The sequence below is a fragment of the Actinoallomurus sp. CA-142502 genome (genome assembly GCF_050936355.1).
Lineage (GTDB): Bacteria > Actinomycetota > Actinomycetes > Streptosporangiales > Streptosporangiaceae > Actinoallomurus > Actinoallomurus iriomotensis.
The window spans coordinates 5,478,472-5,502,808 of record NZ_JBNJMY010000001.1; the positions used below are offsets into that span (position 1 = coordinate 5,478,472).

The 24,337-nt window shown below is 73.2% G+C and carries 19 protein-coding genes; 13 read left to right on the forward strand and 6 right to left on the reverse strand.

The features are described from left to right. Positions 1–158: 158 nt before the first annotated feature. Positions 159–791: a trimeric intracellular cation channel family protein gene (locus tag ACQEV1_RS26090; protein ID WP_285624555.1), complete on the forward strand. Its 633-nt coding sequence runs from the start codon at positions 159–161 to the stop codon at positions 789–791. A gap of 25 nt (positions 792–816) precedes the next feature. On the opposite strand, the gene ACQEV1_RS26095 is transcribed toward ACQEV1_RS26090, so the two are convergent. Next, a complete protein-coding gene (locus ACQEV1_RS26095; protein ID WP_285575467.1) occupies positions 817–1,341 on the reverse strand; it encodes a DUF1707 and FHA domain-containing protein in 525 nt (174 codons plus the stop codon). Between the two features lie 217 nt (positions 1,342–1,558). Here ACQEV1_RS26095 and ACQEV1_RS26100 point away from each other — a divergent pair, with 217 nt between their 5' ends. After that, a complete protein-coding gene (locus ACQEV1_RS26100; protein ID WP_433396679.1) occupies positions 1,559–5,080 on the forward strand; it encodes an NACHT domain-containing protein in 3,522 nt (1,173 codons plus the stop codon). A 39-nt stretch (positions 5,081–5,119) separates the two neighbouring features. Here ACQEV1_RS26100 and ACQEV1_RS26105 read toward each other — a convergent pair whose 3' ends face one another. Beyond that, complete coding sequence (locus ACQEV1_RS26105) at positions 5,120–6,274, reverse strand: cytochrome P450 (RefSeq protein ID WP_433396681.1); 1,155 nt, start codon at positions 6,272–6,274, stop codon at positions 5,120–5,122. A 151-nt stretch (positions 6,275–6,425) separates the two neighbouring features. On the opposite strand from ACQEV1_RS26105, the gene ACQEV1_RS26110 reads away from it, so the two are divergent. Next, a complete protein-coding gene (locus ACQEV1_RS26110; protein WP_433396683.1) occupies positions 6,426–7,394 on the forward strand; it encodes a GlxA family transcriptional regulator in 969 nt (322 codons plus the stop codon). Positions 7,395–7,417: 23 nt separating this feature from the next. After that, entirely contained in the window at positions 7,418–8,047 is a 630-nt protein-coding gene (locus ACQEV1_RS26115; protein WP_433396685.1) for a DJ-1/PfpI family protein, read from the forward strand. A 1-nt stretch (position 8,048) separates the two neighbouring features. Here ACQEV1_RS26115 and ACQEV1_RS26120 read toward each other — a convergent pair whose 3' ends face one another. The 3 genes from ACQEV1_RS26120 to ACQEV1_RS26130 are packed head-to-tail and all read right to left on the reverse strand — an operon-like array spanning position 8,049 to position 11,083. Then, entirely contained in the window at positions 8,049–9,047 is a 999-nt protein-coding gene (locus tag ACQEV1_RS26120; RefSeq protein ID WP_433396687.1) for a zinc-dependent alcohol dehydrogenase, read from the reverse strand. Positions 9,048–9,087: 40 nt separating this feature from the next. Beyond that, a complete protein-coding gene (locus tag ACQEV1_RS26125; protein WP_433396689.1) occupies positions 9,088–10,266 on the reverse strand; it encodes a mandelate racemase/muconate lactonizing enzyme family protein in 1,179 nt (392 codons plus the stop codon). Positions 10,267–10,309: 43 nt separating this feature from the next. Beyond that, positions 10,310–11,083 (reverse strand): IclR family transcriptional regulator, encoded by a 774-nt coding sequence (locus tag ACQEV1_RS26130; protein ID WP_433396691.1) that lies wholly within the window; start codon positions 11,081–11,083, stop codon positions 10,310–10,312. A 341-nt stretch (positions 11,084–11,424) separates the two neighbouring features. Here ACQEV1_RS26130 and ACQEV1_RS26135 point away from each other — a divergent pair, with 341 nt between their 5' ends. The 9 genes from ACQEV1_RS26135 to ACQEV1_RS26175 all read left to right on the forward strand — a co-directional run bounded on the left by ACQEV1_RS26135 (position 11,425) and on the right by ACQEV1_RS26175 (position 22,855). After that, the gene (locus tag ACQEV1_RS26135; protein WP_433396693.1) at positions 11,425–12,399 is read left to right on the forward strand and encodes a U32 family peptidase; all 975 of its coding nucleotides are present in this window, start codon (positions 11,425–11,427) and stop codon (positions 12,397–12,399) included. Between the two features lie 156 nt (positions 12,400–12,555). After that, on the forward strand, positions 12,556–13,695 hold the full coding sequence (locus ACQEV1_RS26140; protein WP_285624532.1) for a sugar ABC transporter substrate-binding protein: 1,140 nt from the start codon (positions 12,556–12,558) through the stop codon (positions 13,693–13,695). Between the two features lie 11 nt (positions 13,696–13,706). After that, entirely contained in the window at positions 13,707–14,726 is a 1,020-nt protein-coding gene (locus tag ACQEV1_RS26145; RefSeq protein ID WP_433396695.1) for an ABC transporter permease, read from the forward strand. Then, on the forward strand, positions 14,723–15,547 hold the full coding sequence (locus ACQEV1_RS26150) for an ATP-binding cassette domain-containing protein (RefSeq protein ID WP_433396697.1): 825 nt from the start codon (positions 14,723–14,725) through the stop codon (positions 15,545–15,547). Before ACQEV1_RS26145 ends, ACQEV1_RS26150 begins: the two co-directional genes overlap by 4 nt. A 51-nt stretch (positions 15,548–15,598) precedes the next feature. Continuing rightward, positions 15,599–17,113 carry an aldehyde dehydrogenase (NADP(+)) gene (locus ACQEV1_RS26155; RefSeq protein WP_433396699.1) on the forward strand — a complete coding sequence of 505 codons (1,515 nt, stop codon included), beginning with the start codon at positions 15,599–15,601 and terminating at the stop codon, positions 17,111–17,113. Positions 17,114–17,248: 135 nt separating this feature from the next. Then, a complete protein-coding gene (locus ACQEV1_RS26160; protein ID WP_433396701.1) occupies positions 17,249–17,815 on the forward strand; it encodes a PadR family transcriptional regulator in 567 nt (188 codons plus the stop codon). Further along, on the forward strand, positions 17,812–18,531 hold the full coding sequence (locus ACQEV1_RS26165; protein ID WP_433396703.1) for an ABC transporter ATP-binding protein: 720 nt from the start codon (positions 17,812–17,814) through the stop codon (positions 18,529–18,531). The genes ACQEV1_RS26160 and ACQEV1_RS26165 overlap by 4 nt, the downstream gene beginning before the upstream one ends. A 132-nt stretch (positions 18,532–18,663) precedes the next feature. Continuing rightward, entirely contained in the window at positions 18,664–21,108 is a 2,445-nt protein-coding gene (locus tag ACQEV1_RS26170) for an FtsX-like permease family protein (protein ID WP_433396705.1), read from the forward strand. Positions 21,109–21,253: 145 nt separating this feature from the next. Continuing rightward, positions 21,254–22,855: a protein kinase domain-containing protein gene (locus tag ACQEV1_RS26175; protein WP_433396707.1), complete on the forward strand. Its 1,602-nt coding sequence runs from the start codon at positions 21,254–21,256 to the stop codon at positions 22,853–22,855. A 27-nt stretch (positions 22,856–22,882) separates the two neighbouring features. On the opposite strand, the gene ACQEV1_RS26180 is transcribed toward ACQEV1_RS26175, so the two are convergent. Then, complete coding sequence (locus tag ACQEV1_RS26180) at positions 22,883–24,328, reverse strand: KamA family radical SAM protein (protein WP_433396709.1); 1,446 nt, start codon at positions 24,326–24,328, stop codon at positions 22,883–22,885. Between the last annotated feature and the right edge of the window lie 9 nt (positions 24,329–24,337).

Genomic DNA, 24,337 nt, shown 5'->3' on the forward strand with positions numbered 1-24,337 from the left:
GGCACGCAGTGTTATCAAGCCGAGACCGTGTCCGGCGGCGCTTCCGGCGGGTATGAGCGGGCACAGACGACGCCGACGCGTGCCTCGGGGGTCATGACGCCGCCTGAGGTCCACGGCCGGGTTCGTGGCCGGCCGGATGAGGAGGCACGCTGACGGTCATGTCCGAATCACCGCTTCTGCTCGCGCTCGATCTCGCCGGTACCTTCGCGTTCGCGCTCAACGGTGCCATCACGGGCCTGCGCGCCACCCGGCTCGACATCGTCGGGGTGCTGACGCTCGGCATGATGACCGCCCTCGGCGGCGGGGTCCTGCGCGACACCCTCATCGACGCGCTGCCGCCCGCGACGTTCCGATACTGGCCCTATCTCGTGGTGGCGGCGGGCGGCTCGCTGGTCGCGTTCTTCCTCAGCCGGCCGCTGCGGAGGCTCGCCCCGCACATCGAGCTGTTCGACGCCGCGGGGCTGAGCCTGTTCTGCGTCACCGGGGCGACCAAGTCCCTGCAGTACGGTCTCGCCGTCGCCCCGGCCGTCATCCTGGGAGCCGTCACGGGCGTCGGCGGCGGGACGATCCGCGATGTTCTCGTCCGTCGCGTCCCCACGGTCCTCACCAGTGGCCTGTACGCCATCCCCGCCCTGGTCGGCGCGGCCGTCGCGGTGGCGGCGGTACGCGCAGGTGTCTACGGTCTTCCCGCGGCGCTCGGGGCCGCCCTCGCCTGTTTCCTGATCCGCGTCGCGGGCATCCGGTACAACCTCAACGCCCCTGTCGCCCCCGAGACGAAGGACCGGCAATGACGGCCGTGTGGCCACGTCGCGCTCGTCAGGCGAGGATGAAGCGGGTCTTGCCGAAGGTGACCTCATCGCCCGGGCGTACGCGCGTGGGGGCGACGATGCGGTAGCCGTTGACGAGCGTGCCGTTCATCGAGCCGAGGTCGGACAGCAGCCAGTTGTCCCCGGCACGGCGGAGTTCGGCGTGCACCCGGGAGACGCTCAGGTCGGTCACGACGAACTGGCAGCCCGGCGCGCGGCCGATCAGCAGGCGCGACCAGTCGTGCGGCGGGAGGGCGAAGCGCGGCAGGCGCGGCGCGCGCCAGGCGGCCTCCAGGCGTGCGGTCATCGACGACAGTGAGGTGACGGCTCCGGTGAGACCGCGGACCAGGCGGCTGGCCGGGGGCAGGTCGCTGACGAGCGCGGTCAGCTCCGCGTTGCTGCGGGCCCGCAGCGCCGACTCGACGCGCCGTTCGAACGTCTCATGCGACAGTCTGCCCTCCGCGACCCTCTCGCGTAGCTCGCGGAGTACGCGATCGCGATCCGCATCCGAGGCGCGTGCCGGAAGCCCTGCCATGAGATGAGTATCCGGACCGGAAAGTGCTGTGTCCAGTACGCGACGGAGTGTCCAGGTAGTGCGCCCTCAACGCTGATGATCTACAACGTAAAGGCCATTCGCTCTTTCGGTCGTGACTGCTGCGGAAAGTTCGGCGAATGGCGCATTCGCCGGGCCTGTGACCGATTAAGTGGTGACCGGCGGCACCAGGACGGCGGGCCGATCGACAGGGGAGCGGATGAAGCGTACGCAGGCCGGCATGTTGGTGATGGCCGGAGCGGCGGCCCTGGTGGCCGGGGGAGTGGCGACCAACCAGGTCGTCGCCGGCGCCGGCGTCAGGTGGACCTGGGCGTACCTGGCGCTGGGCTTCACGGTGCTCGGCTCGGTGCTCTCCCTGCACATCTCCCGGTCCGAGGCCCCGGCCGCCGCGGTGGAACGCTGGATGCTCGGCCGCCGGCGTACGTATCTGCGGCAGCTCCGGGCCTCGGTGGCCGACATGGAGACCATCGGGGTGGTGACGCACGGCGAGTTCGTGCTGCGGATGCGCCAGGTGTACGTGGACGTGGCCCTCCGGCCCCGCCCGCCGCAGGAGACCGAGCGCGACTCGGGGCTCGGTCCGGTGGCGCCGCAGCAGGCCGGAGCGCGACGGCCGTTGCAGTCGTTCCTGGGGGAGCGCCGGGTCTTCGCGGTGATCGGCGCCTCGGGGTCGGGCAAGACCACGCTCGCCCGGCACACCGCCCTGGCGATGTGCGGCCGGCACTGGAGGTTCTGGCGCCGGCGGCAGTTACCGGTACTGCTCTACCTGCGCGACCACGTCCGGTCGATCCTGGCCGAACAGCCGCCGTTCCTGCCGGACGTGGCGAGTTCGGCCGGGTGGCTGGACGGCCGGATCCCGGCGAACTGGCTGGGCACGCGGCTGGACAAGGGCCGGTGCGTGATCCTGCTGGACGGCCTGGACGAGATCGCCGACGACCGGGATCGCGCGACCGTCGTCCGATGGATACGCCGGCAGATCGAACGGTATCCCGCGAACACCTTCGTCATCACCTCCCGGCCGCACGGCTACTCCTCCAATCCGCTGCCCAACGCCGACGTGCTGCAGGTCCAGCGCTTCACCGCGGAGCAGATCTCCGAGTTCCTGCACCACTGGTCCTACGCCGTCGAGTGCCGCGCGCGGAACCGGTCGGGCGGGCCGGTGCGGGCCGCCGCCCGCCGGCAGGCCGACGACCTGTTGCGCAAGCTGAGGAGTGGCCCGGCGATGTACGAGCTCGCCGCGAACCCGCTGCTCCTCACCATGATCGCCAACGTGCACCGCTACCGGGGCGCGCTGCCGCGCAGCCGCGCGGACCTGTACTCGGAGATGTGCGACGCGTTGCTCCACCGGCGTCAGGAGGCCAAGAACCTCGCCGACGCGACCGGCCTGGAGGGTCCCAAGAAGGTGCGCGTCATGCGTCACCTGGCGCTGCGGATGATGCGCGAGCGGACCCGCGACATGCCCGCCGCCGACGCCGAGGACCTGATCCGCGGGCCGCTGCGGCACGTCACCGGCCAGGAGGGGCTCACCCCGGCGATCTTCCTTGAGGAGGTCCGCAAGAACGGCGTGCTCGTCGGCGGCGAGCACGGCGCCTGCGGCTTCGTCCATCTCAGCCTGCAGGAGTACCTGGCCGCCGCCCACATCCGCGCCGAGCCCGCCGAGCACCTGCACCTGCTCACCGAGGGCGTCAACGATCCGTGGTGGCGGGAGACCACGCTGCTGTGGGCCGCGGGCAGCAACGCGACACCGGTCATCGACGCCTGCCTCGCGTCCGGCACCATCGACGCGCTGGCGCTCGCGTTCGACTGCGCCGATGAGGCGCTGGAGATCGACCCCGGCACCCGGGCCCGGCTCAACCGGCTCCTCACGGCGGCGGACGTGCCCGCCCGCGACGACCCGGCGGCTCGCCGGCGGCTGCGGCTCATCGCCGCCGTGACCGCCTCGCGCGGCCTGCGGGAGATCGTCTGGCACGGCACCACCGCGATGTGCGCCCAGCCGGTCTCCCACGACCTGTACCACCTGTTCGTCCTGTACGAGCGCGGGGCCGGACGCCACACTCCGCCGCCACCGCGCGGCGAAGGCGCCACCGGACGCTCCCCGGCCGTCGGCATGTGGGCCGACGACGCGGCACGTTTCGTGGGCTGGCTCAACACCCTGCTCGACGAGGGCCCCACGTACCGGCTGCCCGCTCCGGCCGAACTCGCCCATCCCGACGCCACCCTGACGCCCGTCCTCGGCCGGCACACCGTCTGGGCCGGTGAAGGCCGCGTCGTGCTCCACCGGCCGGACCGGGTTCCGTGGCCCTACACGCCGGCCTGGGAGCGGCTCGGCGGCTACCCCGGTACGGTCCTGGAGGCGATCCGGCCGGCGTTGCGCCTGGCGCGGATCCCGTGGCCCGTCCCCGACCGTGACCTGCACCATCTCCTGGCCTACACGCGTGCCTTCGCCCCTCACCTCCGCGCCGATCGGCTCGAGCCGTCGGCGATCGAGTGGATGATGACGGTGGATCGCGCCCGTGACCTCGCCGGCGTCATCGACCTCGTGTTCGACCTGGCCGCGGACCTGCAGCACGTCCGTTCCGTCCGTTCCGGCCCCGAGGTGGTCAACATCGTGTTCGCCGTCGCGATGAACCTCGGCACCGCCCTCTGGCGGGAGCTGTCCGCAGGACATGACCTCGCGCTGGTCCTCGACCGGGCCACCGCCGACGGTCGCCAGGGCAAGGGGCTGGAGCCCGCCGTCGCGCACGCCCACGCGCTGGCCGGGGATCTCACCTACGCCCTGAGCCGGCCGGATCCGGGCGTCACGCCTCTCATGCGCCACCGCATCCGCGACCTGAGGCGCGCCCTCGCCGTACATCACGGCACGGACCTGGCGCACGACCTCGAGCGGTGCCGCGACCAGGCGCGGGCGTACACGCGGGCCCTCGACCGCGCCGACGCGCGGGAGCGGGCGGCCGACCTGCCGCTCCAGGCGTTCCGCGGCGCGCACCGGCTCGACCGCGACCGGGCCCGGCGCCTCGACCTCGACCTGCCGCCGTACCGGGACACCGCCCACGACTCCGCCGTCGTCCGCGCCCGCGACCTCACCCGTCATCTCCTCGATCTCCTCGGCGGCGACGACGCCGAACACGACCTGGAGCGCCGGCGCCGGATCACCGACTCCGCGGCCCGTGCCCGTGACCTGGGCCGTGCGCTGAGCCGCGACCTGAACCGTGCCCTCGCCTGCGACATCGCCCGCGGTCTCGCCGACCCGGACCTGCTGCCCGCCATCGTCCCCGCGGCCGGTGCGCTCCTGCGCCAGTGGCCGAGCCCGCCGCGCGGCGCCAAGGCCGGCGACGGCCAGGCGCGCACCTCGTTCGAGCGGTTCGTCGCCAAGCTCCTCGGCGGATCCACCGCGGAGACCGCGCGAGGCGCCGAGGACCCGGGCGGTGAGATCCGGGAGGTCCTGCGGCAGCTGTCGGACGACCCGGCCCGTGCGGAGGTACGGGAGATCCTGGTGCGCGCCCACGCCGTGGCCGCCCCGATCCTCGATCGCCGGGCTCCGTTCGACGAGTCCGCCCTGGCCGTCGGGGGGACCGGGCTCCTGGCCGCGATCGCCCTGCTGCAACGGCAGCAGGAGAGGGACCTCGCGGGGCGGCTGGCCCGGTCCCTGGGCACGCTGATCGTGCTCGCGGACCGGCGGACGGCCGCCTCCGCCAACCAGATCATGCTCCTCGTGCGGGCCTGAACCGCGAGTTGATCTACAATGTAAAGGCGGTGGGCCGTGTCACGCCGAGGTCCAGCGGACACGGACCTCGGCGGGCTTGCGGAACACCAGGCCACGCGGCCCGTCGGTGTGTTCCAGGCGCAGGCCGGGGAGCCGGAGCAGGGCGCCCAGCGCGGTCGCGGTCTCCAGGCGGGCCAGGTGCGCGCCGAAACAGAAGTGCGGGCCGCGCGCGAACGACAGGTGCCGGTCGGCGTCCTCGCGGCGTATGTCGAAGCGGTCCGGGTCGGCGAAGACGGCCGGGTCGCGGTTCGCGCCCGCGATCGAGACCCGAACGAGGTCGCCGGCACGGATGTCCGCGTCGCCGAGCCGCACGTCCCGCACGGCGTACCGGTCCACGACCGAGGCGGCCGGCTCCAGGCGCACCGACTCCTCGATGGCGCCGGCGAGCAGCGCGGGGTCCTCGCGCACCAGCGCGAGCTGGTCCGGATGGCCGAGCAGGTGCGCCGCCGCGTTCGTGATCATCCCTTCGGTGGTGTCGATGCCGCCGAACATCAGCACGGCGGCGTCGGCGACGACCTCGGCGGAGGTCAGGCCCTCGGGCCGTGCGGCCACCTCGGCGAGCAGCGAGGACGGCCGCCCCTCCTTGATCGCCTCCTCGACCCGCGCACGCAGCAGCCCGTACGCCTCGGGCACCACGGCCTCCTCGCCGGCGGTGATGGCCGACACGCCCGCGACGAGCGCCTCGTACCACGACCGGATGGTCGCGGCGTCGGTGTCGCCGAGCCCGAGCGCCTCGGCGACGACCGCGACCGCGAGCGGCCCGGCCAGCTCGGCGCGCAGCTCCGCCCGCCCGGCCGGCCGCAACGCGCCGACCAGCCGGTCCACCTCGGCGGCCACGAAAGCGGTGAACCGCGCCCGCGTCTCGGCGGGCCGGAAGGTACGGGCGAACGGCTCACGGTGCCGGGTGTGCGCCGGCCCGTCGAGGGAGAGCATGCTGGGCCCGATGAGCCGCGCGGTGGAGAAACGCGGATCGTCCACGGTGTAGGTGCGGGCGTCGCGCATGACCTCGCGGGCCAGGTCGTGCCGGGTGACCAGCCACCCGCCGAGCGCGGGCAGCCAGGAAACGGGCTCGGCGGCCCGCAGCCGGGCGAGCAGCGGATGCGGGTCGATGGTCAGCTCGTCGACGGTGGCGCTCGCGCCGATGGGATGGCTCACCCAGGTGACGTTACGGCCTAGGAGCGGACGAAACGGACAGCGGGTCCCTCCTGTCCACGGCCGGCCCGGCGGCCATCGTCGTTCGGAGATGGCGGAAATCGTCATTTCCGTGTCCTTGCGGCCGTCGGACGGACGCCGCCACAGTGGGGGCATGACCAGCCGCCGCGTCGTCTTCGCCGTGTTCCCGGGGTTTCAGATCCTCGATCTGACCGGGCCGCACGAGGTGTTCACCAAGGCGGGGCGGATCACCGGGGGCGTCGTCGTGGAGACCGTCGCCGCCGCGCACGGCCCGGTCCCCTCCAGCGGCGGTCTGCCGGTCACCCCGACCATGACCGTCGACGAGATGACCGGCCCGGTGGACACGCTGGTCGTCGTCGGCGGGGAGGGGATCGACCGGGCGTGCGCGGACCGGCGCCTGGTCGACTGGTTCGCCCGGACCGCCCGCGGAGCCCGGCGTACGGCGTCGGTGTGCAGCGGCGCGTTCCTCCTGGGCGCGGCCGGGCTCCTGGCCGGACGTCGCGTGGTGACCCACTGGAGACGCTGCGGAGAGCTGGCCGAGCGGCATCCGGAGGCCGTCGTCTGCCCCGACCCGATATTCGTTCGGGACGGTGACCTGTGGACCTCGGCCGGCGTCACCGCGGGCATGGACCTGGCGCTCGCGATGGTCGAGGACGACCACGGGCCGGAGGTCGCGCGCGCCATCGCCCGTCAGCTGGTGATGTTCGTGCAGCGGCCCGGAGGACAGGCGCAGTTCAGCACCCAGCTCGCCGCGCGACGACCGGTGCGCGTGCCGCTGCGCGAGGTCCTCGGCTGGATCGCGGGCCACCCCGACGGTGACCTGACCGTGCCGGCCCTCGCCGCCCGCGCCGCGATGAGCGAGCGGCACTTCGCCCGCGTCTTCCGCGCCGAGACCGGCCGGACCCCGGCCGCCTACGTCGAAAGCTCACGGGTCGAGGCCGCCCGGCGGCTGCTGGAGACCACCGCGGCCCCTCTGGAGTCGGTGGCCCGCGCCTGCGGGTTCGGCACCGTCGAGACCATGCATCGCAGCTTCAGACGGACCGTCCAGGTCACCCCGGGCGAGTACCGACGGCACTTCTCCGCCCGCGCCGCGGCCCGCTGAGGGCCCCGGCCTCGATGAAAGGCATGCCCGTGCGCATCGTCATCCCGATCTTCGACGGCGTCACCGCGCTCGACGCCGTCGGCCCGTACGAGGTCCTGCGGATGCTTCCGGAGGCCGAGGTCGTCTTCGCCGCCGAGGCCGCCGGTCCGTGCGCGGACGGGGACGGCTCGCTCTCCCTCGTCGCGACGGCCGCCCTGACGGACATCGCCCGCGCCGACGTGCTGCTGGTGCCCGGCGGTCCCGGCGCGCGGCGTCGCGTCACCGACGAGCCGCTGCTGGCGTGGATCCGCCGGATCCACGCCACGACGCGGTGGACGACGTCGGTGTGCACCGGCTCGCTGCTGCTCGGCGCGGCCGGTCTGCTGGACGGGCTGGAGGCCACCACGCACTGGAGCGCGGTCGGGCAGCTGGAGTCCTACGGCGCGACGTACACGGCACGGCGGGTCGTCGAGCAGCCCGGCGGCGTCATCACCGCCGCGGGGGTCTCCTCGGGCATCGACATGGCCCTGCGGCTGGCCGAGCTCGTCGCGGGGCGGACCGTCGCCGAGGCGTGCCAGCTCGCGATCGAGTACGACCCGCAGCCGCCCTTCGACTCCGGCGCGTACGCCAAGGCGTCACCGGAGGTGAAGGAGTACCTGGCGGCCCGGCGCTGACTCAGGGGCGCAACAGGACCTTGCCGACGTCGCCGTCCGCGCCGCGCAGCAGGTCCATCGCACGGCCGAACTCGGCGAGGTCCAGTTCGTGGGTGACCAGCGGGCCGGGGTCGAGCAGGCCGGCGGCGAACAGGCGCACCGCGTGTGTCCAGGCCGCCGGGGGTGCGCCGAAGACACCGGTGACGGTGAGCCGCCCGCCGACGATCGCGACCGGGTCGACGGTGGAGGCCTGCCCCGGGATGCCGGTGAGCACGACCCGGCCGCCCCGGCGCGCCAGGGCGATCGCCGTCGCGGCGGTGCCGGGCGCGCCGGCCGTCTCCACCACCACGTCGTAGCCGCCGGCCGGGAGCGGCCCGCTCTCGAAGCGGGTCGCGCCGCAGGCCAGGGCGGTGTCGGCGCGTCCGGCGCGCGGGTCGGTGGCGGCCAGCCCGGCGGGGGAGGACAGCGACAGCATCCGCAGGCACAGGGCGCCCAGCGTGCCGGCGCCGACCACGGCGATCCGTTCGCCGGGCTCGACCCGGGCGGACAGGACGGCGGCCGCGGCGACGGCGGCGGGTTCGAGGAGCGCGGCGGCGCGCAGGTCGGCGCCGTCCGGCAGGACGTGCAGCAGCCGCACCGGCAGCACCAGCGTGTCCGCGAACGCGCCGGGACGGGTGAAGCCGGTCTCGTCGTACCCGGCCGAACACAGGTTCGCCGCGCCCTCGCGGCAGCGGTCGCAGACCTGGCAGTTGCGGAAGCCCTCGCCCACCACCGGCCGTCCGGTCAGCCGCGGCTCCACACCGGGGCCGGTGGCGGCCACGACGCCGGACCACTCGTGGCCCGGGACGATCGGGTAGCGAACGAACGCCGCGGGCCGGGTGCCCTCGACCAGCTCGCGGTCGCTGCCGCAGATGCCCGCCGCGGCCACCTGTACGGCGACCTCGCCCGGACCCGGCTCGGGTGGATCCCCGGTGACCAGCTCGTACGTTCCCGGCTCGTGGACCACCAGCGCGCGGCTCATGGACACCGCTTCGCCGGAGAGGCGCCTTCGCGTCGCCCGCTCATGCGCCCGCCGCGTCGCGCGATGCCGTGCGTTCGGGGTCGCGCAGGTGCCAGTTCTCGGCGAACAGGTCGAACTTCGCGCGCTGCCGTGGGAACCGCGCGCACGCCTCCACGTCGAGCCTCACCCCCAGGCCCGGTTCCCGCGGCAGGGTGAAGTATCCGTCGACGACCTCGGGCAGGCCCGGCGCGACCTGTTTGATCGCGGCGTCGGCGAAGTCGTTGAAGTGCTCCTGGATGGAGAAGTTCGGGGTGCAGGCGGCCAGGTGGAGGTTGGCGGCGGTGAGCACGGGGCCGCCGACGTTGTGCGGGGCGACCATGACGTAGTGCGTCTCGGCGGTGGCGGCGAGCTTGCGGGTCTCGGCGATGCCGCCGATGTGGGAGATGTCGGGCTGGATGACGTCGACGGCCTGGAGTTCGAACAGTTCGCGGAACTCGATCCGGTCGTGGATGCGCTCGCCGGTGGCGATCGGCAGGTCGGTGTGGGCGGCGACCTTCGCCAGGGCCCGCGGGTTCTCCGGCGGGCAGGGTTCCTCGATCCAACCGGGGTCGTAGGGGCGCAGCAGGCCGGCGAGCCGGATGGCGGTCGCGGGGTTGAAACGCCCGTGCATCTCCACGAGCAGGTCCGCCTCCGGGCCGATCGCGTCGCGCACCGCCTCGACGAGTGAGACCGAGCGCAGCGTCTCGGCGCGGTCCAGCTCGTAGTGCCCGTCGCCGAAGGGGTCCAGCTTCAGCGCGCGGTAGCCGCGTTCGACCACCTTCGTGGCGGCGGCGTGGAAGGCCTCGGGGGTGCGCTCGACGGTGTACCAGCCGTTGGCGTAGGCCTTGATCCGCTCCCGGACCTTCCCGCCGAGCAGCCGCCAGACGGGCTGGCCGAGGGCCTTGCCGACGATGTCCCAGCAGGCCATCTCGACGCAGGCGATCCCGGACATGACGATCTCGCCGGCGCGGCCGTAGTCGCCGTACTTCATCCGCCGGACCAGGTCCTCGGTGTCGAAGGGGTCCGAGCCCACGACGTGGTTGCGTTCGGCCTCGGCCAGGTAGCCCAGCAGCGCGTCGGTGTGTCCGAGCATGCGGGCCTCCCCGACTCCGGTCAGGCCCTCGTCGGTGTGGACGAGGACGTGGGTGAGGTTGCGCCAGGGTGTGCCGACGACGTGGGTGGACAGGCGGGTGATGCGCACGCGGGGCCTCCTCACTGGTCGGGGGCGGAATCGGGGCGCGGGGTCAGGGAGAGGGCGGCCGGTGCCCGAGCCGCTGGGACAGCTCCGCGGCGCCGCGGCGGATCAGCTCGCTCCACTCGTCGCGGAGTTCGTCGTTCCAGCGCAGGCTCGGCGTCGAGATGCTCATCGCGGCGACCATGTCGCCGGTGTTGTCGTAGATGGGGGCGGCGATGCAGTAGACCGCCTCGTTGGACTCGCACTCGTCGTAGGACAGCCCGGCCTCGCGGATCCGCTCCAGGCGGGCGCGCAGCCGTGTGGGGGAGGTGATGCTGCGCGGTGTCATGCCGGGCAGGTCGCGGTCGCGCGGCACGCGTGCGTCCAGGGCGTCGGGCGACAGGCCGGACAGCAGCATCTTGCCCACGCCGGTGCAGTGCGCGGGCAGGCGCCGCCCGACCGCGGAGACCATCCGTACCGGGTGGGTGCTGTCGACCTTCGCGATGTAGACGACGTCCGCGCCGTCGAGGACGGCGACGTGCACCGTCTCGTCGCAGTGGGCCGCGACCCGCCGGGCGACCTCCCGCGCCTCGTGGGCGAGGTCGAGCTGCTCGGCGAAGACGCTGCCGAGCTGGAACAGGCGCATGCCGAGCCGGTAGCGGGTCGGCTGGCCGGGGGTCGGGATGAGGTAGGCGCGGTCGGTGAGCGTGGTCACCAGCTCGTGAACGGTCGTCCGGGGCAGCCCGAGACGCTCGGTGATCTCCGGGGCGGACAGGCTGGGGCGGTCGAGGAACAGCTCGAGGACGTCGAGCGCGCGGGTGACCGCCGGCACCGTACGTCCCATCGCCGATCACCGCCCGCCGAACGCTGTGCGAAATCTCGGGCGCAGGCTAGGCATGGCCGGGCGGCCGTGTCAACGGCACGCGGCCGCCCGGTGCATGTCGCGTTCCCGGCGAAACGGCCGTTGACGCTGGCAGAACACGCACTTACCGTCCAGATGCCGGCAGCAGTCCGTATCGCGTCCGAAATGTCGAACAGGGAGGCGCCGTGACCGAGCGCAGCGAGGGAACTGGAAACGCAGCCCGCCCGGTCACTTCTCCGACGCAGGAGGGCGCCGTGACCGAGCGAAGCGAGGGAACCAGAGACGCAGCCCGTCCGGTCACTTCTCCGACGCAGGAGGGCGCCGTGACCGAGCGCAGCGAGGGAACCGGAGACGCAGCCCGTCCGGTCGATCCGATGGGGGCCACCCGGCGCTACCTGTCCTCGCTGGGGCTGCCGGAGCGTGACCTCGGTGTGCCGCCGGAGTCGGCCCGGCGCTTTCCCGACGGCGGGCAGTACCGGGTGGAGATCCCCTCGGTGGAGGGGCCGTCGGCTCTTCGCGCCGTGGTCGAGGCCGCCCGCGAGCACGGTGTGCGGGTGCACCGGATCAGCCAGGGCAGCGGCATCATGCTGCAGACCGACGCGGAGATCCGGGAGATGCTCGCCCTCGGCGCCGAGCACGATATCGAGATCTGCCTGTTCGTCGGCCCGCGGGCCTCCTGGGACGTCGGCGTGCAGGTGACGGCCTCGTCGGGCGCGGTCGGCTCCGGCTCCCTGCGCGGCGCCGACCAGCTCGTGTACGGCATCGAGGACGTCGTGCGCGCGGTCGGGCTCGGGCTGCGCAGCGTCCTGGTCGGTGACGTGGGCCAGCTGTGGGTGCTGGGCCGGATGAAGAGCACCGGCGATCTGCCCCCCGACCTGATCCTGAAGTCGTCGGTGTCGCTGCCGGCCGCCAACCCCGCGACCGCGCGGCTGCTGGAGGATCTCGGCGTCACCACCGTCAACCTGCCGGTCGACCTGAGCCTCGCGCAGGTCGCCGCGATCCGCGCGGCCGTCGACGTGCCGCTGGACCTGTACGTCGAGGGCGCCGACGACTTCGGCGGGACGGTCCGCTACTACGAGGTGCCCGAGATCGTACGGGTGGCAGCGCCGGTCCACCTGAAGTTCACCGTCCGCAACGCCCCGGGAATCTACCCCTCCGGCCGCCACCTGGAGCCGGTGGCCGTGGCGACCGCGCGGGAGCGGGTCCGCCGCGCGGCGATCGGGCTGGCGATGCTCCGCCGCTACCGGCCCGACGCGGTGGAGAGCGGGTCCTCACGGCTGCTGCCGGCCGGTCCTTGACAGGCCTGGCACCGGATTCTACGGTCGCGGCAAGGTGTTCGAACGACGTTCGAAATACCGAACAACCGCCCGGATCGGGGGCGGGCGGGGGATGCGCGTCCCTGAGGTCGGCGCCGCGCGTGCTCGGCCCACCGCCACTGATCCCGGAGGTTCGTGATGACCCAGGTCCACCCCAAGGTCGAAGAGGCCGTCGACACCCTCGGCCTGGAGGGCGCGACGCGACGGCGGCTTCTCAGCGGAGCGGGCATGGTCAGTGCCGCCGCGGCCGCGTCGGCGCTGCTCGCCGCGTGCTCCTCCAGCAACAAGAAGGACGCCGGCTCGACCGCCAAGGGCGGCGTGGGGCCCTTCCCCTCGACGCCGAAGTGGAAGTTCGTCTTCGTCAACCACGTGACGACCAACCCGTTCTTCACCCCGACCCAGTACGGCGCCCAGGACGCCTGCGCGCTGCTGAACTGTGAGTTCCAGTGGACCGGCTCGCAGGACTCGGTCGTGCCGCAGATGGTCAACGCGCTGAACTCGGCGATCTCCGCGAAGGCCGACGGCATCGCGGTGGCGGTCGTGGACAAGACGGCGTTCCGCGCGCCGATCGACAAGGCGCTGAACGCGGGCATCCCGGTGGTCTCCTACAACGCCGACGGCGCCAAGGGCGACCCCGGCTCGAACCGGCTCGCCTACATCGGCCAGGACCTGTACACCTCCGGCTACCAGCTCGGTCAGCGCATCGCCTCGCTCATGCAGGGCGGTGACGCGGTCGGGTTCATCGCGACACCGGGGTCCCTGAACATCCAGCCGCGCATCGACGGCGCGAAGGACGCCATCAAGGCCTCCGGCAAGCCGATCAACTTCACATCGGTGGCCAGCGGCGCCGAACTGCCCAAGGAGCTGTCCACCATCGACGCGTACGCCCAGGGGCACAAGAACCTCAAGGGCATGTTCGCCGTCGACGCCGGCTCCACCGAGGGCGTCGGCAAGGTCGTGGCCAAGTACGGGCTCAAGAGCAAGGGCGTGGCCGCGGGCGGCTTCGACCTCAACCCCGCGACGCTGCAGGCGGTCAGCGCGGGGAACCTGGACTTCACCATCGACCAGCAGCCGTACCTGCAGGGGTTCCTTCCGGTGCTGTACCTGTGGCTGTACAAGCTGTCGGGTGGGCTGGCCGCGCCGTCGGAGACCAACACCGGGCTGCTGTTCGTCACCAAGGACAACGTCCAGCCGTACCTGGCGACCAAGACCCGGTTCGAGGGCTCCAGTACCCAGCAGCAGCTGTTGAACCACTCCGGCCCCATCGCGCACAAGTGATGGGCGGCCCCGTGAGTGAGACGGAGGCGCCCGAGGCGAAGACGCCGGCACCGCGCACGCCGTGGCCGCTGGGCCGTGCCGCCGACGCGTTCCTGCGGCGGCGCGAGGCGACGATCCTCGTCGTGGCGGTCGCGCTGCTGATCTACTTCCAGTCGGCCCGTTCGGAGTTCCTGAGCCACGACAACCTGGTGAACATCTCCCAGGGCACCGCCCCGTACGCGATCGTCGCGGTCGGTGAGGTGTTGTTGCTGGTCAGCGGCGAGATCGACCTGTCGGCCGGGATGGTGTTCACGCTGGCGCCGTTCCTGATGCACTACCTGGTCGACTACTACGGCATGTACCCGATCATCGCGATCGTGGTGGCGTTGCTGGCGGGCGCCGTGATCGGCCTGGTCAACGGGGCGGTGACGGTGCTGTTGCGGGTGCCCTCGTTCGTGACGACATTGGGCACGATGTTCCTGGTACAGGGCATCACCCTCACCACCTCCCACGCCTACCCGGCGGAGATCCCGCCGGCGGCGCAGGGCCTGGCGGGCTGGTTCGGGCACGCGGACTGGTCCGAGCTGATCTGGTGCGTGCTGATCGTGGCGTTCTTCCACCTCGTGCTGATCCGCACCCGGTGGGGGCTGCACACGGTCGCGGTCGGCGGCAACCTGCTGGGCGCGAGCGAGGCGGGCATCAAGGTGGCCCGGATCAAGATCGGCAACTTCATGGTGACGGGCGCGCTGGCGGCGTTCGCCGGGATCCTGGAGGCGTTCCGCACGTCCACGATCGACCCCAGCTCCGGCGGCACCGGCGCGATGTTCACCGCCGTGTCGGCCGCGGTCATCGGCGGCACCGCCCTGGCCGGTGGCTCCGGCACGGTGATCGGCGCGCTGCTCGGCGCGCTCGTGCTGGCCGAACTGCAGAACGGCTTCAACCTCATCGGCATCAGCGCGAACCCGTTCAACATCATCCTGGGTGTGGCGATCCTCGTCTCGATGATCCTCAACGTCCATCTGACGAGGCTGCGAAGGGCGGGCCGGTCATGAGTGAGCGGAGCGAGGGAATCGACAAGCACAGTGCGCCTGGTTCTTCCTCCGACGAACGAGGACTCCCGACCGAGGTGCTGCGGGCCGAGCACCTGGCCAAGAGCTTCGGCGCGGTGACCGCGCTCACCGACATCGACCTGCGCCTGGAGCGCGGCGAGGTGCTCGGGCTGATCGGCGACAACGGCGCGGGCAAGTCGACGCTGATGAAGATCCTGTGCGGGTTCCACCAGCCCGACTCCGGGCGGATCCTCATCGACGGGCAGGAGGTGACGCTCAAGTCGGTCGAGCACGCGCGCTCCCTCGGCGTCGACACCGTCTACCAGGATCTGGCGCTGATCAACGAGCTGAGCGTCTACCACAACATGTTCCTCGGCCGTGAGCGCGTGCGCTGGCCGCTGCTGAACAACCGGGCCATGCGCCGGCTCGCCCGCCGCCACCTGGAGGACATGGGGGTGAACATCCCCTCGGTCGACGTGGAGGTCGCCAAACTGTCCGGCGGGCAGCGGCAGGCGATCGCGGTGGCGCGCTCGGTGTACTCCGAGGCGAAGATCCTGCTGCTCGACGAGCCCCTCGCGGCCATGGGCGCCAAGGAGGGCGCGCTGATCCTGGACCTGGTCCGTGGGCTGAAGGAGCGCGGCGAGGTCTCGGTGATCATCATCGCGCACAACTACGCGCAGGTCCTGGAGGTCTGCGACCGCGTCAACCTGCTCCAGCACGGCCAGATCACCTTCGACAAGGCCGCCGCGGAGACCTCGCTGCGGGAGCTGACCGACCTGGTGGTGGCCGAGTACCGGGCCGCGCGCACCCGCGGCACGCCGTAGTGGCACGCTCGTAGGCGAGTGCCGGCCGTCCCGAAGGGAGAGTGATCGCGGGTGACCGCGGTAACGAGCGTCGACGCGCGGACCGGTGAGGTCGTGACCACCGCCGCGCAGGAGAGCACCGCCGAGGAGACCGCCGCCGCGTGCGAACGGGCGGCGGCGGCCTTCCCCGGGCTGGAGGCGATGGGCCGCCACGGCCGCGCCGGGCTGCTGCGGGCGATGGCCGGCGCCCTGGAGGAGGCACGGGAACGGGTCGTGGCGGTCGCCGACCGCGAGACCGCGCTGGGGGAGCAGCGCCTGAACGGCGAGCTCACCCGCACCTGCTTCCAGCTGGGCCTGTTCGCCGAGGTCCTGGACGAGGGCTCCTACGTCGAGGCGACCATCGACCACGCCGGCCCGACCCCGATGGGCCCGCGGCCGGACCTGCGCCGCATGCTGGTCCCGCTCGGGCCGGTCGGGGTGTTCGGCGCGAGCAACTTCCCGCTGGCCTTCTCGGTGCCGGGCGGCGACACGGCCTCGGCCCTCGCCGCGGGCTGCCCGGTCGTGGCCAAGGCGCACCCCTCCCACCCGGCCACCTCCCAGCTGTGCCTTGAGCTGCTCGACGCCGCCGTACGGGAGGCGCGGGCGCCGGAGGGCACCATCGGACTGGTCCACGGCGCCCGGGCCGGCACGGACCTGACGGGCCATCCGGCGATCCGCGCGGTCGGCTTCACCGGCTCCTACCGTGGCGGGCGCGCCCTGTTCGACGTGGCGAACGCCCGGCCCGACCCGATCCCGTTCTACGCCGAGATGGGCAGCCTCAACCCGCTGGTGGTCACCCCCGAGGCCGCCGCCGGGCGCGCCGCCGAGATCGCCGAGGGGTACGTCGCCTCGTTCACGCTCGGCGCCGGGCAGTTCTGCACCAAGCCGGGGCTGGCGTTCGTCCCGGCCGGGGAGGCGGGGGAGCGGTTCCGCGCCGAGACGGCCCGCCGCGTACGTGACCTGGGCGGGACGGTGCTGTTGAACGCCGGGATCGCCGAGGGGTTCCGCGACGGCGTCGGCCGGCTGACGGGGCAGCGGGGCGTGGCGGTCCTGGCCGCCGGCGACGGGCCGCTGGCACCGGTGCTGTTCACGGTGCGCGCGCAGGACTTCGCCGGGCCGCTGCTGGAGGAGTGCTTCGGGCCGGCCGGTGTGCTGGTGGAGTACGACGGGCCCGAAGCGCTGCTGGAGATCCTGTCGGGCCTGCCGGGCAACCTGACCGCGACCGTCCACACCGGGGAGGGGGAGACCGACCTGCCCGCGCGGCTCGCCGCGGTGCTGCGGGAGCGGGCGGGCCGGCTCGTGTGGAACGGCTTTCCCACGGGCGTCGCGGTCAGCCACGCCATGCACCACGGCGGCCCGTTCCCGGCCACGTCCAACCCGCTGCACACCTCGGTGGGCACGACCGCGATCCGGCGGTTCCTGCGCCCGGTCACGTGGCAGGACGCCCCGGAGGCGCTGCTCCCGCCCGAGCTGCGCGACGCCGGCCCGGGCATCCCCCGCCGCGTCGACGGCGTCCTGGTGCCCGGCGGCGGTCCGGCGGGCACCTGATACCCCGCGCCGCGGCTCACCGTGGCCCTTCCCGGGCCGTCGGCCGCGGCGCTCGTGTTCGCACCCCGCGAGGGCTTGCCAAGGGCCTCTCTATACTGAGTATTATACTCGGTATACAAGCCGAGGTGATTGCCGATGAGTGTGCGACATGCGCTGTTGGCCCTGCTCAGCGAGGGCCCCAAGTACGGACTGCAGCTGCGTCAGGAGTTCGAGGCGCGGACCGGGGAGGTCTGGCCGCTCAACGTCGGTCAGGTCTACACGACGGTCCAGCGGCTCGAACGCGACGGGCTGGTGGAATCCGACGACACCGATGAGCCCGGCCCGCAGAAGTCCTTTCGGATCAGCGAGAAGGGCCGGGCCGAGCTGACCGCGTGGCTGACCACACCGCCCGCCGACGAGGCCCCGCCGCGCGACGAGCTGGTGATCAAGGTGCTGGTCGCCCTGCGGGTGCCCGGCGTCGAGGTCGCCACCATCCTGCAGACGCACCGCAGGCGCCTGGTCGAGACGATGCACCGCTACACCCGGCTGAAGCGGGACGCCGAGGACGATCTCGGCCTGCTCCTGGTGGCCGACGCGGAACTCTTCCGGCTGGAGGCGATCGTCCGCTGGCTGGACGCCGCCGAAGCCCGGCTCCGCCACCTGCCCACCCCGGTCCCGGAGCCGGTCCCGGGCGAGCGGCGGCGAGCGAGGGCGGCCCGATGACCCCGGTGCTCGAACTGCGCGAGGTGTCCAAGGTGTACGGCGCGGGCCCGGCGCAGGTGCGCGCCCTGACCGGAGTGAACCTGTCGGTGCGGGCCGGTGAGATGGTCGCGATCATGGGCCCCAGCGGCTCGGGCAAGTCCACCCTGCTCACCATCGCGGGCAGCCTCGAACAGCCGACGTCCGGCACGGTGCTGGTCGAAGGCGACCCGCTCTCGGCGATGTCGCGGAGCGACCAGGCCCGGATGCGCCGCCGCCACGTCGGCTACGTCTTCCAGGACTTCAACCTGCTTCCCGGGCTCACGGCCGCAGAGAACATCGCGCTGCCGCTGGAGCTGGACGGGACCAGGTCCAAGGCCGCGGCGGCCTCGGCGCGACGCGCTCTGGAGCAGGTGGGTCTGGCCGGCGAGGCGGGCCGCTACCCCGACGAGCTGTCCGGCGGGCAGCGCCAGCGGGTCGCGATCGCCCGGGCGCTGGTCGGCGAACGCCGGTTGCTCCTGGCCGACGAGCCGACCGGCGCGCTGGACACCCACACGGGCGAGGCCGTCGTCCGGCTGCTGCGCGCGGCCTGCGACGAAGGGGCCGTGACCGTACTGGCCACCCACGACGCGCAGCTCGCCGCCTGGGCCGACCGGGTGGTGTTCGTCCGGGACGGCGTCACCATCGACCAGACGGCACCGCCGGCCGGACCCGAGTCGCTGCTCCAGGCGGACTCATGAGTGAGCGGAGCGAGCGAATCAGAAGACACGCGCGCCTGGTCTCTCCCCCGACGCAGGCGGACTCATGAGTGAGCGGAGCGAGCGAATCAGGAGACACGCGCGCCTGGTCTCTCCCCCGACGCAGGAGGGCTCATGAGCGTCATGGCGCCGGCCCGGTCCGCGACCGGCGGTGGAGTGCCGGCGCGCCGGGCCCTGGTGCGCTGGTCCTGGCGGCTGCTGCGCCGGGAGTGGCGCTCGCAGGCCCTGGTGACCGTCCTGCTGATGGTGGCCGTGATGGCGGCCGTCTGCGGCGGTACCGCCGTCTACAACGTGCCGCAGACCACGGACTCGCAACTGGGCTCGGCCGGCACGATGCTGAGCCTGGACGGCGAGGACCCGCAGGCGGTGGCGGACGACCTGGCGATCCTTCGCCATGCGGTCGGCGCCATCGACGTGGTCGGACACGACTACGTCAAGGCCCCGGGCTCGGCCACTCCGGTCGAATACCGCTCGCAGCGGATGCACGGCGCCTTCGCCGGACCGCTGCTGGCCATCCGCCGGGGCCGGTACCCGTCCGGCACCGCGGAGGCCGCGATCACCGATGGGACGGCACGGCTGCTCGGCCTCCGGCTCGGCGGCACGATCTCGCTCGACGGGCATGCCCGGACCATCGTCGGCATCGCGGAGAACCCGAGTGATCTGAGCGACGAGTTCGTCCTGGTGGACCCGTCGTCGGTCCGGCCGCGGACCCTGTCGGTCTTGGTCGGGCAGAAGCGGGACGTCGGAGCCGGCAGTCTCCACCTACGTACCGCCAGTCCGATGGCGGAGGGCGTCGGGAGCGACAACGGCAAGCTGATGGCCACCACGCTGGTGCTGGCCGGCGCCATGATCCTGCTGCTGCTCATCGCGTTCGTGGCCGCCGCGGCGTTCGCGGTGCTGGCGCATCGCCGGTTGCGGCAGCTGGGGATGCTGGCGGCGATCGGCGCGACCGGTAGGCAGGTACGGCTGGTGATGACGGCCACCGGCTTCCTGGTCGGCGCGGTCGCCGCGTTCCTCGGCACGATCGAGGGGCTGGCGCTGTGGCCGTTCGTCGCGCCCCGGCTGGAGAACACGGTGAACCACCGGATCGCGCTGTCCGGCATCCCATGGCCGTTGGTCGTGGCCCTGGGGGCGCTGGCGGTCGCGATGTCGACCGGCGCGGCGTGGCGGCCGGCCCGGGTGGCGTCGCGAGTCCCGGTCACGGCCGCGCTGTCCGGCCGCCCGCCCGTGCCCCGGCGCGGCCACCGTTCCGCGCTGCTCGGCGCGGGCCTGTTCGCGGCCGGGGTCGGGCTGCTGGCCTGGGGCCAGAAGACGCATCCGTGGCCGGTGGCCGCGGGTGCGACCGCGACCGCGCTGGCGATCCTCTTCGCCGGTCCGCCGGCCATCCGGGTGCTCGCGGCGGCCGGTCGGCGCGCACCCGTCGCCGTACGGCTGGCCCTGCGCGACCTGGCCCGGCATCAGGCCAGGTCCGGGGCGGCGGTGGCCGCGATCAGCCTCGCACTCGGCATCGCGGCGGCCCTGGTCGTCCTCGCCACCGACGCCCAGGGCACCGCGGAGACCGGGAACCTCGGCGACCGGCAGATGGTCATCAAGGCGACCGGTTCCGGCCCGGCGGCGAACCTTGTTCCGGTCCGGACCGCCGCCGAGGTGAACGCGCTCACCGCGCAGGTCGACCGCGTCGCGAGTGCCCTCGACCATCCGGTCACCGTTCCGCTGGACGTGCCGATCGACCCGGACCTCCCGCCGCAGACGGACGACGGCAGGCCGGCGCGGATGCCCGCGATCTTCTGCCTCCCACGCGGCACCGAGTGCGGCGACATCCCGCTGTACGTGGCGTCGCCGGCGCTGCTCCGCTTCCTCGGCGTCGATCCGGCCGCGGTCGCACCGGCCGCGGACGTCCTCACCGGCCGGTCCGGCCGGCCCGTGTTCCCGGTCCGGAGCAAGACGGGCCGGGCCACAGACGTACCGGTCATCACCCGCATCCACACTCCGGCCTACACGTCGTTGCCCACCTCCGTCATCACCGCGAGCGGTCTGGCCCGCCGGCACTGGACCCGTGCCCGCGCCGGCTGGCTCATCCAGTCCGGTGGCCCGCTCACCGGGGAGCAGATCGCGGGCGCCCGAAAGATCGCGGCCGCCGCCGGGCTGACCATCGAGACCCGGACCGGTCACGCCGCCGTCCAGAACATCCGAATCGGCGCCACCGGCGTCGGCATGCTGCTCGCACTCGGCATCCTGGCCATGACGGTCGGGCTGATCCGCAGCGAGGCCGCCGCCGACCTGCGCACCCTGACCGCCGCCGGCGCCACCCGCGGGATCCGGCGTGCGCTCACCGCGACCACCGCCGGCGCGCTGGCCCTGCTCGGCGTGGTGCTGGGAGTCGCCGGCGCGTGCCTGGGGCTGCTCGCGGTCTACCGGCACGACCTGGCGGTCTTCGGCCGGGTGCCGATCGGCTACCCGGTGGGCATCGTGGCCGGCACACCGCTCGCCGCCGCCATCGCGGGCTGGCTCCTCGCCGGCCGGGAACCTCCGTCGATCGCCCGGCGTATGGGGGAGTGATCACGCGGCCGCCGAAGCCCGCCGCCGGAATTCGGCGGCCGTGCCGCCGTCCTTCCCGCATCCGGTCAAGAACCGTCCCAGATCGCTAAGATCGCCCGGATGCACGAGGGGCGTGCACGAGCGGATCACCACGGAGCGGCCGACGATGGAGGCACTTCGCGCCGGCGACCCGGCGGAGATCGGCGGGTATCGGGTCCTGGCGCGGCTGGGCGCGGGCGGGATGGGGCAGGTCTACCTCGGGCTGTCCCCGGGCGGCCGACACGTCGCGCTCAAGGTGATCCGCGCCGACTTCGACAGCGCCGAGGCGCTGGCGCGGTTCCGCCGTGAGGTGGCGACCGTCGGTGACCTGCGCAGCCCGTTCACCGCCGCGCTGGTCGGCGCGGGCCTCGACGCGCCCCCGTACTGGCTGGCCACCGAGTACGTCCAGGGACCGACCCTGACCCAGGCCGTGACGCGGCACGGGCCGCTGCCCGTGGGGACCTGCCTGCGGCTGATGGCCGCGCTCGGTGAGGCGCTCGCCGACGTGCACGCGCGCGGGGTGCAGCACCGCGACCTCAAGCCGCACAACGTGATCCTGGCCCCGGACGGTCCGCGCCTGATCGACTTCGGGATCGCCCGCGGCGACGACCAGACGGCGATCACGCACACCGGCGCGGCGGCGGGCACGCCCGGGTATCTCGCGCCGGAGGTGATCCGCTGGCAGCGGATGAGCCCGGCCGCCGACGTGTTCGCGCTGGCCGGAACGCTCGCGTACGCGGCCACCGGGCGTCCGCCGTTCGGCGCGGGCGACTCCCACGGGGTGATCTACCGCAGCGTTCACGAGCCCATCGACGTGGCCGGGGTCGATCCGGCCCTGGCCGGGCTCATCGCGCGGTGTGCCGACAAGGACCCCGCGGCGCGGCCCGCCGCGGGGCAGGTGCCGGCGCTGTGCGGCGTCCCGGGCGCGATCACCGAGGACCCGGCGTACCGGCGGCTGCTGGACCTGACCGAGGTCCCGCCGTCCGACCTTCCGACGGCGGTCGCCCACGGTCTCGTGCCGTCCGGCCACGACCGGGCGACCGGCGTGCTCACCGGGCCCGCCCCGGCCGCGCGTTCCCACCGGACCCTGCTCGCGGTGATCGGCGGTGGCGCGGCGGCGGCCGTCGCCGCGGGGGTGCTGCTGTTCCAGTTCCTGCCGGGCGCCGGCGGCGCGACCGACTCCCCTTCGTCATCGGGAACCTCATCGGGCACGGCGCGGGCCGGCCGTTCGCCGGGCGCCACCGGCGGACCCACCCGCCCCACGGGCGCCGGGACGCCCACGGACGTCTTCTCCAAGGAGACCGACGCGGACTTCGCGGCGCTGGCCTGGTCGCCCCGTGACGGCCGATGCGCGCCCGCCGTGCGGACCGAGAGCGCCTCGCAGGCGCTGGGGGCGCAGTGGACGGCGCCGCGCGAACCGGCCGCGCCGCGTGGCAGCGTCGACGTCGGGTTCCGCGCGGCCGACGGCGCGCCCAGCGGCTATTACGTCGCGGCCGAGATGCGTCCCCCGGTGGCGCTGCGCGGCAACCGGATCACCGGGATCGTCACGACGCGCCCGGTCGCGCTGAGGGCCGACGGCTGGGCGACCCTGCACTACCCGCGGGACTTCTCCCAGCCGAAGGACTGGGCCTACGACCTCGGCACGGGCACGTGGACGGTGGTGTGGTACCACGTGCACCCGAACGGAGACGCCTACTACATCGGCTGCGACGGGTTCACGGTCTCCTGACCCGACCGGCCACGGACCGGTGACGTACTAGGCGTCCCGGATGGCCTCGGAGGCGGCGCGGCTGGCCGCGGCCAGGCCGACGTCCCGGCCGTCGGCCTCGCGGGCGTGGTCCTCCCACCAGGACTGCCCGCTCTCGGGGAGCGTGTGGATCGGGTCGTAGTACTCGTACCGGCGCTCCAGGGCCTCGGGGTCGTCGGCCTCCAGGGCGGTGCGGTAGTTCTTCGTCCAGTAGGAGATGCCGCGCTCGGTGTCGTAGTCGGCGACCTGGTGCACCCAGCGCTTGCCGACGTAGGGCACGTCGCACACGATGCGCGGGGTGGCGAAGCCGGGCAGGTACCCCATGATCCCGTGCTGCAGGCGCTGGGCCTCGGCGAGCGAGAGCCGCCAGTGCTCGCTGAAGGGGATCATGTCGCACAGGTAGAAGTAGTAGGGCAGCACGCCGTTGTCCTGCAGCGCGAAGCACAGGTCCAGCAGCTGTTCGACGCTGGTGTTGACGCCGCGCAGCAGCACGCCCTGGTTGCGCACGTCGCGGACGCCGGCCTCGAGCATGGCCTGGGCCGCCTTGGCGACCAGCGGCGTCATCGACTGGGCGGCGTTGACGTGCGTGTGGATGGCGAGCTGGGCGCCGCGCTTGCGCGCCTTGGTGGCCAGGCGTTCCACGCCGGCGCGTACGTCGTCCTGCAGCCAGTGCTGGGGCACGCCCATGAGGGCCTTGGTGGCCAGGCGGATGTCGCGGATGTTGTCGATGTCCAGCAGCCGGTCGACGAAGCCCTCCAGGCGCGCCCACGGCATGTTCGCCACGTCGCCGCCGGACACGACCACGTCACGGACCTGCGGGGTGTCGCGCAGGTAGGCCAGCATCTCCTCGAGCCGGTCGGGCTGCTTGAGGGCGAACTTGTGCTTGTCGATCTGCGGGGTGGAGTTGCCGACCAGGTCCATGCGGGTGCAGTGGCCGCAGTACTGGGGGCAGGTGGGCAGCAGCTCGGCCAGGACCTTGGTGGGGTAGCGGTGGGTCAGCCCCTCCACCGCCCACATCTCGGCCTCGTGCAGGGAGTCGCGGCTGGCGAACGGGTGCGAGGGCCAGTCGGTGCGCCGGTCGCTGAACACCGGGAGCATGTAGCGCCGTACGGGGTCGGCGTAGAAGGCCTCGGTGCTGTCGACGTTCATGGTGTTGAGCATCTGCGGGGGCAGCAGCATCGACATGGTGGCCCGCTCGCGCTGGTCCCGCTCCAGGTCGGCGTAGAACTCCTCGCTCAGCAGGTCGCCCATGAGGTTCCGCAGCTGGCGGACGTTCTTGACGCAGTGCGCGCGCTGCCACTGCGCGGACTCCCACTCGGCCGTGGTGACCTCCCGCCAGCCGGGGAAGCGACGCCAGTCGGGCTCGATCAGCTCATGACGCTGGTACGTGTACGGCTGGAGGCGGCCATCGAGGGACACCACCGAGTCTTCGGCGAGAGCGGTCACGAGCTTCACCCCTAGTCT